Below are 12,281 nucleotides of genomic sequence, written 5' to 3'. Positions count from 1 at the left end.
GAAATGTCGAACATGATGAAGGCGCTGGTGAAGGCCAAGGCCGAACCGGGCATCTGGATGGAACAGGTGCCGGTGCCGGAGATCGGCCCCAATGATGTGCTGATCAAGATCAGGAAGACCGCCATCTGCGGCACTGACGTCCACATCTACAATTGGGACCAGTGGGCGCAGAAGACGGTGCCGGTACCGATGGTCACCGGCCATGAATTCGTCGGCACGGTCGCCGATTTCGGCGCCGCGGTCACTGAGTACAAGGTCGGCCAGCGTGTGTCGGGCGAAGGTCATATCGTCTGCGGCCACTGCCGCAACTGCCGCGCGGGCAGGGGACATCTGTGCCGCAACACGCTTGGCGTCGGTGTCAATCGGCCGGGCGCCTTCGGCGAGTATCTGGCGATCCCGCAGCACAATGTGGTGCCGATCCCCGACGACGTGCCGGACGAGATCGCCGCGATCTTCGATCCCCTGGGCAATGCCGTCCACACCGCATTGTCCTTCGATCTGGTCGGCGAGGACGTGCTGGTTACCGGCGCCGGGCCGATCGGCATCATGGGCGCGCTGGTGGCGCAATGCGTCGGGGCGCGAAAGGTGGTCATTACCGACATCAATCCTGTGCGGCTGGCGCTGGCGAAAAAGCTCGGCGTCCAGCATGTCGTTGATGCCTCCAAGGAAAGGCTGCGTGATGTGATGCCGGCGCTCGGCATGACCGAGGGGTTTGATGTCGGTCTCGAAATGTCGGGCGCCGCACCCGCCTTCCGCGACATGATCGACACCATGAACAATGGCGGTAAGATCGCCATCCTCGGCATTGCCCCGACCGGCTTCGAGATCGACTGGAACAAGGTCATCTTCAAGATGCTTCACCTCAAGGGCATCTACGGCCGCGAGATGTTCGAGACCTGGTACAAGATGATCGCGCTGGTGCAGGGGCCGCTCGACGTGACCGGCCTGATCACCCACCGTATCGGCATCGACGATTTCCAGACCGGCTTCGACGCGATGCGCAGCGGCAGTTCCGGCAAGGTGGTGATGGATTGGTGAGGCAATTGGTTGAAGAATGCAGGGCCGGGGAGAACTCCTCGGCAGCGATCCGTCGCGCCAACATGCCATTTCTGTTGCCGGCTTAACCTTTGCCCAGTGCGCCCTCCAGCGCAGCCAATCCATCGCTGATCGCTGCGCGCTCGCTGGCGCTCAGCTTCGCCAGCAGTTCCCGCTCGAAGGCCTTCGCCAGCGGCACCATTTCGCGATAGGCGGCAAGCCCAGCCTTGGTCAGTGTCAGATGTTCGACGCGGCGATCGTTTTCGTCAGTGGTTCGGGTGAGCCAGCGCCGCCGTTCGAGTTCGGCGACGGCGCGTGACACCTTGGTCTTGTGCATGGCCGACTGCTCGCCGAGTGCTGTCGCGGTCATTGTGCCGCGCTGTCCCAATCCGGAAAGGGTACGCCATTCGGGCCGGGTCAGGCCATGGCGGTCCTTGTAGACCTTCGAGAATTCGCGGCTAACCGCGTCGGCAAGACGATAGAGCCGGTAGGGCAGGAAACTCTCGAGTTCGAGGACGTCCATCGGTTCGAATTCCGGCACATCGCAAGATTGATAGTTACATTTTCAATGGTTACAAATGAAACCAGTTTGGTCAATCCATCAGGACGCGCCGCGTCTTCCTGGATGCGCAAGGGAGGATCGGATGACCTTTTCCTACATGCCGGGCTTCGGCAACGACTTCGAAACCGAGACGCTGTCCGGTTCGCTGCCGCAGGGGCGGAACTCGCCGCAGCGGCCGGCCTACGGCCTCTACGCCGAACAGCTCTCTGGTTCGCCCTTCACCGCGCCGCGCGGCACCAATGAACGCTCCTGGCTCTATCGGATCCGGCCGAGCGTCAAGCACACCGGCCGCTTCAAGGCCGCGAGCTATCCGATTTGGAAGAGTGCGCCCAATGTCGGCGATCATGAGCTGGCGCTCGGCCAGTATCGCTGGAATCCGGTGCCAATGCCGAAGGAGCCGACCGATTTCATCGCCGGCATGCGCAGCATCACCACCGCTGGCGACGTGTTGGGGCAGACCGGCATGGCCGCACATGTCTATGTCGCCAACCGCTCGATGGTCGACGACCATTTCTTCAACGCCGACGGCGAACTGCTGGTCGTGCCGCAGGTCGGTGCCTTGCGCTTCGTCACCGAGATGGGTGTCATTGAACTTAGGCCCGGCGAGATCGCCGTGCTGCCGCGCGGTCTCGTCTTCAAGGTCGAGTTGGTCGACAAGGAAGTCCGCGGCTATGTCTGCGAGAATTACGGCGCCAAGCTGACGCTGCCCGACCGAGGCCCGATCGGCGCCAATTGCCTGGCCAATCCACGCGATTTCAGGACGCCTTGCGCCTGGTTCGAGGAGAAGGAAACGCCGTGCCGGCTGACGGTGAAATGGTGCGGAAATTTCCATGTCACCGAGATCGGCCACTCGCCCCTTGATGTCGTTGCCTGGCACGGCAACTACGCACCCTACAAATATGATCTGGCGACCTTTTCGCCGGTCGGTGCGTTGTTGTTCGATCATCCCGATCCGTCGATCTTCACGGTGCTGACCGCGCCGAGCGGCGAGGAGGGTACCGCCAATATCGACTTCGTCATCTTCCCGCCGCGTTGGCTGGTGGCCGAAGATACGTTCCGGCCGCCCTGGTATCACCGCAACATCATGAGCGAGTTCATGGGCCTGATCCATGGCCAGTACGATGCCAAGGAAGAAGGCTTCGTTCCCGGCGGCATCAGCCTGCACAATCTGATGTTGGCCCATGGGCCGGATGCGCCTGGCTTTGAAAAGGCCTCGCGCGCGGACCTGAAACCAGTCAAGCTCGACAACACCATGGCCTTCATGTTCGAGACCCGATTCCCACAGATGCTGACCCGCTACGGCGCCGAACTCGAAACCCGGCAGGACAACTACATCGACTGCTGGGCAGACCTGAAGAAGCGCTTCAACGGTACGCCCGAGGGCGACTGGTCTTGAGCGGTGAGCCAATGCCGGATCGGCTGGTGCTGTTGGGCTCGAAGGGTGGTCCGGCGCTGCGGCCGGGCGGACCATGGCCGAGCTCCTCACTGCTGCGGATCGGCGGCCGCGGCCTCGTCGTCGACTGCGGGCTTGGCGTGACGCGCGGCCTCGTCGACACCGGCATCAGCCTGAAGGCGCTCGACCTGATCTTCATCACCCACCTGCATTCCGATCATGTGCTGGAACTGGGACCTTTGCTTCACACCGCCTGGACGGCGGGTCTGGCCACGCCAGTCAGCGTGTTCGGCCCGCCCGGCGCGGGCCACTACTGGCAGCGCTTTTGTCAGGCGATGGAATTCGACATCGAGATCCGCATTGTCGATGAGGGCCGGCCGGATATCCGCGAGCTGATTTCGATCGTCGAATTCGGCGATGGACAGGTGGTCGAGCAGCGCGGCCTGAAGGTTTCGGCGCTGCGCGTCGACCATCCGCCGGTGACCGACTGTTTTGCGCTGCGCTTTGAGCATGGCGGGAAAAGCGTGGTGTTTTCCGCCGACACAGCCTTCTTTCCACCACTCGCCGATTTTGCTGAAGGTGCTGACATTCTGGTCCATGAAGCCATGCTGGAGGAAGGCATCGAGCGGCTGGTGGCCAGAACCGGCAATGGCGCGCGGCTGAAAGAACATCTGCTCGCCAGCCACAGCTTTGCCGAGGAGGCCGGGCGCATCGCCAGTGAAGCTGGCGTGAGGAGACTGGTGCTCAACCACCTCATCCCGGCCGACGATGCCGAGATCGGCGAGGCCGACTGGATTGCCGCTGTCAGGAAAACATGGGCTGGCGACTTGACGATCGCCCGCGACGGCCTTGTTGTGGAACTCGCATGATCCCTAAAGGCGGGAACCGGTTCTCGGAAAAGATCATGGGTAGGACAAAAATCCAAAACGGCACCAAAGCCGTATCAGGAGAGGAAACCGCATGAAGCTTGCCACCTTGAAGGACGGGACGCGCGACGGAAAACTCGTCGTCGTCTCGCGCGACCTGACGCAGTACACCGATGCCTCGTTCTTGGCACGCACGCTGCAGGCGGCGCTCGACGACTGGCGCCGCATCGCGCCGCACCTCGCGACACTGGCGGAATCGCTGGAAACCAATGCGGTGCCGTCAGCCCGCTTTCACGAACATGACGCGCATTCGCCGCTGCCGCGCGCCTATCAATGGGCCGATGGCTCGGCCTATGTGAACCATGTCGAACTGGTGCGGAAGGCACGCGGCGCCGAGGTGCCGGCAAGTTTCTGGACCGATCCGCTGATCTACCAGGGCGGTTCCGACGGTTTCGTTCCGCCGCGCGACCCGATCCGCATGGCCGACGAAGCCTTCGGCATCGACATGGAGGCGGAAGTCGCCGTTATTGTCGACGACGTGCCGATGGGCGCAAGCCTCGATGAAGCGCGCGCCGCGATCCGGCTGGTCATGCTGGTCAATGACGTGACGCTGCGCGCGCTCACCGGGCCGGAGCTGGCCAAGGGATTCGGCTTCTTTCAATCAAAGCCGTCCTCGGCCTTCTCTCCGGTCGCGGTGACGCCGGACGAACTGGGTGACGCCTGGGATGGCGGCAAGGTGAGCCTGCCGCTGCTCGCCGATCTCAACGGCAAGCCCTTCGGCCGGGCCAATGCCGGTATCGATATGACCTTCGATTTTCCGGCATTGATCGTTCATGCCGCCAGGACAAGACCATTGACCGCCGGCACCATCATCGGCTCTGGCACCGTGTCCAACAAGCTCGACGGCGGGCCGGGCAAGCCGGTGTCGGCGGGCGGCGCCGGCTATTCCTGTATTGCCGAACTGCGCATGATCGAGAGGATAGAGAGCGGCGAACCGAAAACGCCGTTCCTGCGCTTCGGTGACACGGTCCGCATCGAGATGAAGGACAAGGCCGGGCACTCTATCTTCGGCGCCATCGAGCAGAAGGTCGAGAAATACGAGGGATAGGGGCGGAGTAGTGGAATGAAGGGCGAGGCATTCTATCTTCTGTGCGGCGTCTGGGCGATCGCCATACTGCTCGTCTTCATCCTGGCGATCCGACTGAGCTATCGCATCGAGTCACGCTCGCCGGACCTGACCAACCGCGGCGGCTTTCCCCGCAAGGCGATGTTGTTTCACACCATCACAAACATGAAAGTCTCGCGGGACGAACAAACGCAAGCCATGCGGCGGCGCATGAATGGGCTGCTATTAATCGTTCTCGCCGGATTTGCGGTGATGTGGGCAGGTCTTTATCTGGTTCGCTCTACAGGATGACGTGATGACTTTGCTTGAGCATCTGCGCCGCATGGCCGGCAACAATCTCTGGTCGAACGACCGGCTCTATCGTGCCGTACTCGCGCTCAAGCCTGGTGAGTTCGATGCCGAACGCACCAGCTTTTTCCCGTCGATCAAGGCAACGCTCAACCACATCCTTGCGGTCGATCATCTCTATCTCGATTTTCTCGAGGAGGGCGGGGTCGGTGCCGCGGCCCATGATGATTTCGTGCCTTTCGACGAGCCCCATGCGCTGTTTGCCGCGCAGGTCGCGGCCGACCGGCGGCTGATCGCCTTCTGCGACGCCCTATCATCCGACGATCTCGACCGCCGCGTCGTCACCGACCGGCGCGAGGACGGCATGATCCCCGAGCGCATCGGCGACATCCTCGCGCATGTCTTCCTGCACGACATCCATCACCGCGGCCAGGTGCACGCGATGCTGTCCGGCACGTCGGTCAAGCCGCCGCAGCTCGACGAGTTCCTGCTCGACTACGATGTGAAGCTCAGAGAGAAAGAGGTCGAGCGGCTGGGGTTCGAAATCTGATTTCACGCATGATCCCAACCGGGGGGCATGCGCAATCCGCTCGACCTGAAATCTGTTACGCCGCCTGGACCTTGATCACGCCGCGCTTGATCTGGTCCTGCTCGATCGATTCGAACAGCGCGCGGAAATTGCCCTCGCCAAAGCCTTCGTCGCCCTTGCGCTGGATGAACTCGAAGAAGATCGGGCCGATCACGGTCTTGGAAAAAATCTGCAGCAGGATCTTGGTCATGCCGCCGTCGACCACGCCTTCGCCGTCGATCAGGATGCCGTGCTTCTTCATCCGCTCTATCGGCTCGTCATGGCCGTTCACCCTGGCATAGGACATGTCGTAATAGGTTTCCGGCGGGCCGGGCATGAACTTCAGCCCGTTGGCGGCTAGCTTGTCGGTGGCCTCGTAGATCTCGTCGGTGCCAACGGCTATGTGCTGGATGCCTTCGCCATTGTACTTCTTCAGATACTCGGCGATCTGGCTGTTCTCGTCCTTGGATTCGTTGAGCGGAATGCGGATCTTGCCGCAGGGCGAGGTGATGGCGCGGCTGACCAGCCCGGTGATCTTGCCGTCGATGTCGAAAAAATGGATCTGCTTGAAGCCGAACAAATTGCGGTAGAAATCCCACCATTTGTCCATCTGGCCGCGATAGACATTGTGGGTGAGATGATCGAGGTAGTAGAAGCCGACGCCTTGCGGCCACGGGTCGCGCGCACCCAGCCATTCGAACTCGGCGTCATAGGCCGAGCCCTTCTTGCCATAAGTCTCGATGAAATAGAGCAGCGAGCCGCCGATGCCGACAATAGCCGGCACATCGAGAGCCTTGTCGCTGCTTTCGTAGGGCGTGGCACCCTTGGCAACGGCGTGATCGAAAGCATGCTTGGCATCGACCACCCGCCAAGCCATCGAGGCAGCACATGGTCCGTGCTTGTCGGCAAACTTCATCGCATGTGAGCCGGGCTCGGCATTGACGACATAGTTGATGTCGCCCTGGCGCCAGACGGTGATGTTCTTCGTGCGGTGCTTCGCCACCGCCACATAGCCCATGCGGGTGAACAGCTCGGCCAGCTTCTCCGGCTCCGGATGCGCGAATTCGACGAATTCGAAGCCATCGGTGCCGGCCGGGTTGTCCTTGCTGATCTTGGCGGGCGGGGCGTCGTGCGGGAAAGGACCCATGATATTCCTCCGGAAGCTGGCTTGGCCTGAAACGGCCATTTGACCCCAATGATAACGTGGACGGGCTGCATGGTGCTTGCATTCAAACGCTTGAAATGATCATCTCATGCGTGAAGCATGCATGATGTGAGGAAAAACCATGGATGAGGCGCGCATTGATCAGTTTGACCGCAAGATAATGGCGCTCTTGCAGGGCGACGCGCGATTGACCAACAACGATCTATCGGAGCGGGTGAACCTGTCGGCGTCGCAATGCTCGCGCCGCCGCCAGCGGCTGGAGGAAGACGGCTATATAAAGGGCTATCGCGCTGTGCTCGACCGCGACAAGCTCGGCTTCTCGCTGGTCAACGTCATCTCGGTGACATTGGCTACCCACAACCGCGACAACGCACGGCGCTTCGGCGAATTGGTAGCGCGGCTGCCGGAGGTGCAGGAGGCGCACGCGCTGACCGGCGAGATGGATTACATCCTGAAAGTCGTGACCCCCGACCTGAAGTCGCTGTCGGAATTCGTCAACGGCGTGCTGCTGCCACATGAATCCGTGCAGCATGTGAAGACCGCGATCGTGCTCGAAACGCTGAAGGAAACCGGCGCCTTGCCGATCTGACCCTAGGCCGTCACCCCTTCGACTGCTGGATCAGCCCATAGAGGTTGGTGCAGCGTGCGCCGGAACGGCAGTAAGCGAAGACCGGGCCGTCAAGTTCATCGAGCGCCTCGGCCTGATCCTCAACATTCTCGGCCGTGATCTGTCCGCTGATCACGGGGATATAGCGGAAGGCGAGACCGGCGGCTTCCACCGCCCGCTTGACGGTATCGGCCGAAGGTTGGCCCGGTTGCTCGTCATCCGGCCGGTTGCAGATGACGCTCTTGAAACCGGCTTCCTTGATGGCGGCGACGTCTTCGGGCTGGATCTGGCCCGAGACCGAATAGTCCTCGCTGATCTCACGATATTCCATGACGATGTCCTCGCGATCTGATTTGGCGGGAGTCTTGCCACTCCCTGACGTGGCCGGCAACTGAATCCTATGTCGCAGCCGGCTGGGCAAGGCGCGCCCGGGCAAAACGCGCAACGATAATGCCGGCGATCACCGCCACGACGAAGATCGGTGTCGCGGAATAGCCGAGGCCAAGCGCAGGGATGGCACCGCCGGGGCAGAAGCCGGCAATGCCCCAGCCGATGCCGAAGACGGCGGCACCGCCGACAAGCTCCGCGTCGATGGCGCGCTTCGTTGGCAGCGCGAAGGCGGCTTCGAACACGGGCGCCCTGCGGCGGCGGAACACCAGGTGGTAACCGGCGAAGGCGATGGCGAGGCCGCCGCCCATGACGAAGATCAGGCTTGGATCCCAGGTGCCGGCAATATCGAAGAAGTTCAGCACCTTGGCTGGGTTGATCATTCCGGAAACGGTAATGCCGAGGCCGAAGACGCCGCCAATCAGGAAGGCCGAGACGAGCTTGCTCATGGCCTCAGCTCCCGATCACGTGGCGAACAAGGAACACGGTGGCGAAGGCGGTCATCATGAAGATCGCGACGGCAATGATGGAGGGTGGCGACAGCCGCGCCATGCCGCAAATGCCGTGGCCGCTCGGGCAGCCGCCGCCGAAATGCACGCCGATGCCGACCAGGAAGCCGCTACCGACAAGAGCCAGCGTCGGCACCGGCACACTGAAGGCGATGTGCCCGCCAATGGCTTGATAGAGAAGTGGCGCCACCACGGCGCCGGCGAGAAAGGCGGCCCGCCAACGCCATTCAGGAGAAAGCGGCGGGATGACGCCGGACAGGATGCCGGTCATCCCGGCAATCCGTCCATGCAACGCCATCAAGAGCACTGCCGACAGGCCGATGAGGGCGCCGCCAAGCAGCGACTGGAAAGGCGTGAAGTCTGTCATGGCAACGCTTTCGATCCGCTTTCGATCCGCGCGGATCGATACCAGAGCGCAGATAGACTTTTCCGGCGGAGAATCCAACTCGCGCTGCCCGGAGCGGAAACGGAAAAGCGGAGATTGGCTCCGCCTTTCCGAGGGGGCCCGCGTCAGCTGCCGAGAATGGCGCCTTTGATCTGACGGATGTTGTTGTGCATCATGTCGATATAGGTCGAAGCCGGGCCGTCGGGTTGCGACAACGCATCCGAATAGAGCGTGCCGCCCACCTTGATGCCGGTTTCGCTGGCGATCTGCTCGATCAGCCGCGGGTTGGTGATGTTCTCGACGAAGATCGCCGCGGCCTTGTCCTGCTTCACCTGGGTGACCAGCTTGGCGACATCGGCGGCCGACGGTTCGGAGTCGGTCGAGATGCCTTGCGGGGCGAGGAAGATCAGGCCGTATTCGTGTTCGAAATAGCCGAAGGCGTCGTGCGAGGTGATGACCACGCGCTTCTCCTCGGGGATCGACTGGATCGCGGCTTTCACTTCGCCTTCCAGCGCATCGAGCTTCTTGATGTAGGCGGCGGCATTGGTCTGGTAGCTGACACAGCCTTCGGAGTCGGCCGCGCAGAAGGCTTCGGCGATGTTGTTCACATAGATCCTTGCATTGGCGATCGACTGGAAGGCGTGGGGATCCGTGACCGTCTTGCCGCCGCCGGTACCGGCGCCCTCGGCCGCGTCGGCGTCGGCGAATTCAGGCTTGAAATCGATCGGCGTCACGCCCTTGGTCAGGGTGACGATCGAGGCCTTGGTGGCGCTGGCATCGACCAGCCGCTGCAGAAATCCTTCGAAATGCAGGCCGTTGACCAGCACGATGTCGGCCTTGGCCATGGCCACCGCGTCGGCCGGGCTCGGTTCATACACATGAGCGTCGCCATCCGGCCCGACGATGGTGGTCACATTGATGCGGTCGCCGCCGACATTTTTGGCGAAATCGGCGATGACGGTGAAGCTGGCGACCACTTTCAGCGGTGCCGCGAAGGCCGACGATGCACCGAAGGCGATTAATGTTATAACGCTCATCGCCAGGGCGGCACGGATCGATTTCAGCATAAGCGGGTCTCCTTTAGGCGCAGGGGTGAGGATCAGGCCGTTCTGTGGCGGTGATGGATGATGCGCGCACGCAAAATGCCGCGCGTACCGAACAGGATCGAGGCGAAATAGACGACGCCGGCGGACAGGATAATGGCCGGGCCGGACGGCAGCGACGCGTGATACGACAAGAGCAGCCCGGCGATGCAGGAAGCAAAGCCGATCAGCACCGCCAGCACGCACATCGGCTCGACGCGCACGGTCCAGAAGCGGGCGGCGGCGGCCGGCAGCATCATCAGTCCGACCGACAGCAAGGTGCCGAGCGCCTGGAAGCCGCCGACGAGGTTCAGCACGACGAGGCCGAGAAAGATGAAATGCACGGGGCTTCCCAAGCGGCTGACCGAGCGCAGGAACAGCGGATCGAGGCACTCGGCGACCAGCGCCCGCCAGAAGATGGCGAGGCTGACCAAAGTCACCGCGACGATGCCGCCGATCAGCGTCAGCGCTTCATTGTTGAGCGCCAGCACGGTGCCGAACAGCACATGCATGAGATCGACGCTTGAGCCGCGGATCGACACCATAAGCACGCCGATGGCGAGCGAAATCAGATAGAAGGCCGCCATCGAGGCATCCTCGCGCTGGATGGTGAAACGTGAGACGGCACCGGCGCCGAGCGCCACGATGATACCGGCGATCAGGCCGCCAATGGTCATCGGCAGGATTTCCAGCCCATAGAGCAGGAAGCCGGCGGCCGCACCCGGCAGGATCGCATGCGCCATGGCGTCGCCCGACAGGCTCATGCGCCGCAGCATCAGGAAGACGCCGACCGGGCAAGCCCCGAGCGACAGCATCAGCGAGCCGACAAGAGCCCGCTGCATGAAGCCGAAGTCAGCGAACGGCGCGATGAAGAGGCCGTAAAGCATGTCCATCAGGCAGCCCTCGGTCCGGCGTCGTGATGGTGATCATGGCTATGATCATGTGTATGCCCATGACTGTGATCATGGGCATGATCATGGCCCTCCGGCTCGCACCAGGGCGCGTTCTCTTCCCAGGCCTCGTGGAAGCGGCGGGCGCGCAACAGGTTTTCCGGCTTCAGTGTCTCCCTGGTCTCGCCCCATGCGATCGGCTGGCGCGCCAGCAGCAGCGTTTCGGGGAAATTCTGGCGCACCAGGTCCAGATCATGGACCACCACCATGATGGTGCGTTCCTCGCCATGCCAGCGCTTGATCAGCGCGATCAGGTCGCCGACCGTCTTGGCGTCGACGGCGTTGAACGGCTCGTCGAGCAGGATGAGGTCGGCGTCTTGCAACAGCACGCGGGCAAACAACGTGCGCTGCAACTGGCCGCCCGACAGCGTGTCGATCGGACGCTTTTCGAAGCCGGCTAGGCCGACGGCCATCAGCGCCTGGCTGACGTCATCGCGATCTTCCTTGGTGTAGCGGCCGAGCAGGCCGCGTCTTGGCCACAGGCCAAGCGAGACCAGATCGACGACGCGGGCGGGAAAGGAGCGGTCGAGTTCCGATTGCTGCGGCAGGTAGGCGGCACGCACGCCGGGGGCGCGGATGACCTCGCCGGCCATCGGTTTCAAGACGCCGACAATGCCTTTCATCAGCGTCGATTTGCCGGAGCCGTTGGCGCCGACCACGGCTGTCAGCGAGCCCTTGCGGATGGTGCCATCGAGATGATGGATCGCCGGGTGGCTGCCGTAGCCAAGCGTCAGGTCGCGGAATGTCAGGCAGGTCTGGGTCATGTCGTTCCACGGGGGCGGCGAAATCCGGCTGCTGCCAGCGGTCGATTGGATATGTGATGTTATTACATTAGTCAACAAGCCGCTCGAGCGGAGTTGCGGCTGCCGGGTCAACTTGCTGTGTACGGATGTCACACGCCGTTGGCCCAAGGGGATTTGATCGGGCGGCCTTGCCCGAAGCCGGCGGCAACTCTAAAGAGGCGCCACCGATAACAGGAAGGAACGCCCCATGAGCATTCGTCGCATCGATGTTGGCCCGCGCATGAGCCAGATCGTCATTCACGGAGATACCGTCTATCTGGCCGGTCAGGTTGGTCAGCCGGGTGGGAACGTTGCTTCGCAGACCAGGGACATCCTGTCGGCCGTCGATGAACTGCTGGCCAAGGCCGGTTCGGACAAGACCAAGATTCTGCAGGCGATCATCTGGCTGGCCGACATGAGCACCTTTGCCGAGATGAACTCGGAATGGGACAAGTGGGTGCCCCAGGGCAACACCCCGGCCCGCGCCACCGGTGAAGCAAAGCTCGCCGGACCGGAATATCTGGTCGAGATCATCATCACGGCGGCGATCTGAGCCGCGGCCCGATTACCCTCCCG

General features: G+C 62.4%; 16 protein-coding genes. 8 read left to right on the top strand and 8 right to left on the bottom strand.

The annotated features are described in order from the left end of the window. Positions 1-3 precede the first annotated feature (3 nt). Entirely contained in the window at positions 4-1,038 is a 1,035-nt protein-coding gene (gene tdh / locus AC56QP_RS04215; RefSeq protein ID WP_489860817.1) for an L-threonine 3-dehydrogenase, read from the top strand. Between the two features lie 82 nt (positions 1,039-1,120). Here the strand turns inward: tdh and AC56QP_RS04210 are convergent, their stop codons facing one another. After that, entirely contained in the window at positions 1,121-1,558 is a 438-nt protein-coding gene (locus AC56QP_RS04210) for a MarR family winged helix-turn-helix transcriptional regulator (RefSeq protein ID WP_091577614.1), read from the bottom strand. Between the two features lie 121 nt (positions 1,559-1,679). Between AC56QP_RS04210 and hmgA the strand changes: the two genes are divergently transcribed. The 5 genes from hmgA (at position 1,680) to AC56QP_RS04185 (ending at position 5,820) form a co-directional block, all read left to right on the top strand. Continuing rightward, a complete protein-coding gene (hmgA, locus tag AC56QP_RS04205; RefSeq protein WP_489860818.1) occupies positions 1,680-2,993 on the top strand; it encodes a homogentisate 1,2-dioxygenase in 1,314 nt (437 codons plus the stop codon). An 11-nt stretch (positions 2,994-3,004) separates the two neighbouring features. Further along, positions 3,005-3,859 carry an MBL fold metallo-hydrolase gene (locus tag AC56QP_RS04200; RefSeq protein WP_489863687.1) on the top strand — a complete coding sequence of 285 codons (855 nt, stop codon included), beginning with the start codon at positions 3,005-3,007 and terminating at the stop codon, positions 3,857-3,859. A gap of 91 nt (positions 3,860-3,950) precedes the next feature. Next, a complete protein-coding gene (locus AC56QP_RS04195) occupies positions 3,951-4,964 on the top strand; it encodes a fumarylacetoacetate hydrolase family protein (protein WP_497100770.1) in 1,014 nt (337 codons plus the stop codon). A 15-nt stretch (positions 4,965-4,979) separates the two neighbouring features. After that, the gene (locus AC56QP_RS04190; protein WP_489860820.1) at positions 4,980-5,273 is read left to right on the top strand and encodes a hypothetical protein; all 294 of its coding nucleotides are present in this window, start codon (positions 4,980-4,982) and stop codon (positions 5,271-5,273) included. A 4-nt stretch (positions 5,274-5,277) separates the two neighbouring features. After that, the gene (locus AC56QP_RS04185) at positions 5,278-5,820 is read left to right on the top strand and encodes a DinB family protein (protein WP_489860821.1); all 543 of its coding nucleotides are present in this window, start codon (positions 5,278-5,280) and stop codon (positions 5,818-5,820) included. A 55-nt stretch (positions 5,821-5,875) separates the two neighbouring features. On the opposite strand, the gene hppD is transcribed toward AC56QP_RS04185, so the two are convergent. Continuing rightward, positions 5,876-6,985, bottom strand: coding sequence for a 4-hydroxyphenylpyruvate dioxygenase (hppD, locus tag AC56QP_RS04180; protein ID WP_489860822.1), 1,110 nt, complete (start codon positions 6,983-6,985; stop codon positions 5,876-5,878). Between the two features lie 139 nt (positions 6,986-7,124). Between hppD and AC56QP_RS04175 the strand changes: the two genes are divergently transcribed. Then, positions 7,125-7,592 (top strand): Lrp/AsnC family transcriptional regulator, encoded by a 468-nt coding sequence (locus AC56QP_RS04175; RefSeq protein ID WP_013896076.1) that lies wholly within the window; start codon positions 7,125-7,127, stop codon positions 7,590-7,592. Positions 7,593-7,602: 10 nt separating this feature from the next. Here AC56QP_RS04175 and AC56QP_RS04170 read toward each other — a convergent pair whose 3' ends face one another. The 6 genes from AC56QP_RS04170 to aztA form a co-directional block, all read right to left on the bottom strand. After that, complete coding sequence (locus AC56QP_RS04170) at positions 7,603-7,941, bottom strand: protein tyrosine phosphatase family protein (protein ID WP_489860823.1); 339 nt, start codon at positions 7,939-7,941, stop codon at positions 7,603-7,605. 67 nt (positions 7,942-8,008) lie between these two features. Continuing rightward, entirely contained in the window at positions 8,009-8,446 is a 438-nt protein-coding gene (locus AC56QP_RS04165) for a DUF6691 family protein (protein ID WP_489860824.1), read from the bottom strand. Between the two features lie 4 nt (positions 8,447-8,450). Then, positions 8,451-8,873: a YeeE/YedE family protein gene (locus tag AC56QP_RS04160; protein ID WP_489860825.1), complete on the bottom strand. Its 423-nt coding sequence runs from the start codon at positions 8,871-8,873 to the stop codon at positions 8,451-8,453. Between the two features lie 143 nt (positions 8,874-9,016). Further along, complete coding sequence (gene aztC / locus AC56QP_RS04155; protein WP_489860826.1) at positions 9,017-9,958, bottom strand: zinc ABC transporter substrate-binding protein AztC; 942 nt, start codon at positions 9,956-9,958, stop codon at positions 9,017-9,019. A gap of 32 nt (positions 9,959-9,990) precedes the next feature. Then, positions 9,991-10,866, bottom strand: coding sequence for a zinc ABC transporter permease AztB (gene aztB, locus AC56QP_RS04150; protein ID WP_489860827.1), 876 nt, complete (start codon positions 10,864-10,866; stop codon positions 9,991-9,993). Beyond that, entirely contained in the window at positions 10,866-11,687 is an 822-nt protein-coding gene (gene aztA / locus AC56QP_RS04145) for a zinc ABC transporter ATP-binding protein AztA (RefSeq protein ID WP_489860828.1), read from the bottom strand. Before aztA ends, aztB begins: the two co-directional genes overlap by 1 nt. 226 nt (positions 11,688-11,913) lie before the next feature. On the opposite strand from aztA, the gene AC56QP_RS04140 reads away from it, so the two are divergent. Continuing rightward, positions 11,914-12,258, top strand: coding sequence for a RidA family protein (locus AC56QP_RS04140; protein ID WP_091577489.1), 345 nt, complete (start codon positions 11,914-11,916; stop codon positions 12,256-12,258). Positions 12,259-12,281 lie beyond the last annotated feature (23 nt).

This window comes from Mesorhizobium sp. RCAM 05104, from assembly GCF_059683645.1.
Note: the sequence above shows the minus strand (reverse complement) of the source record. Positions and strands in the feature narration are given on the sequence as shown.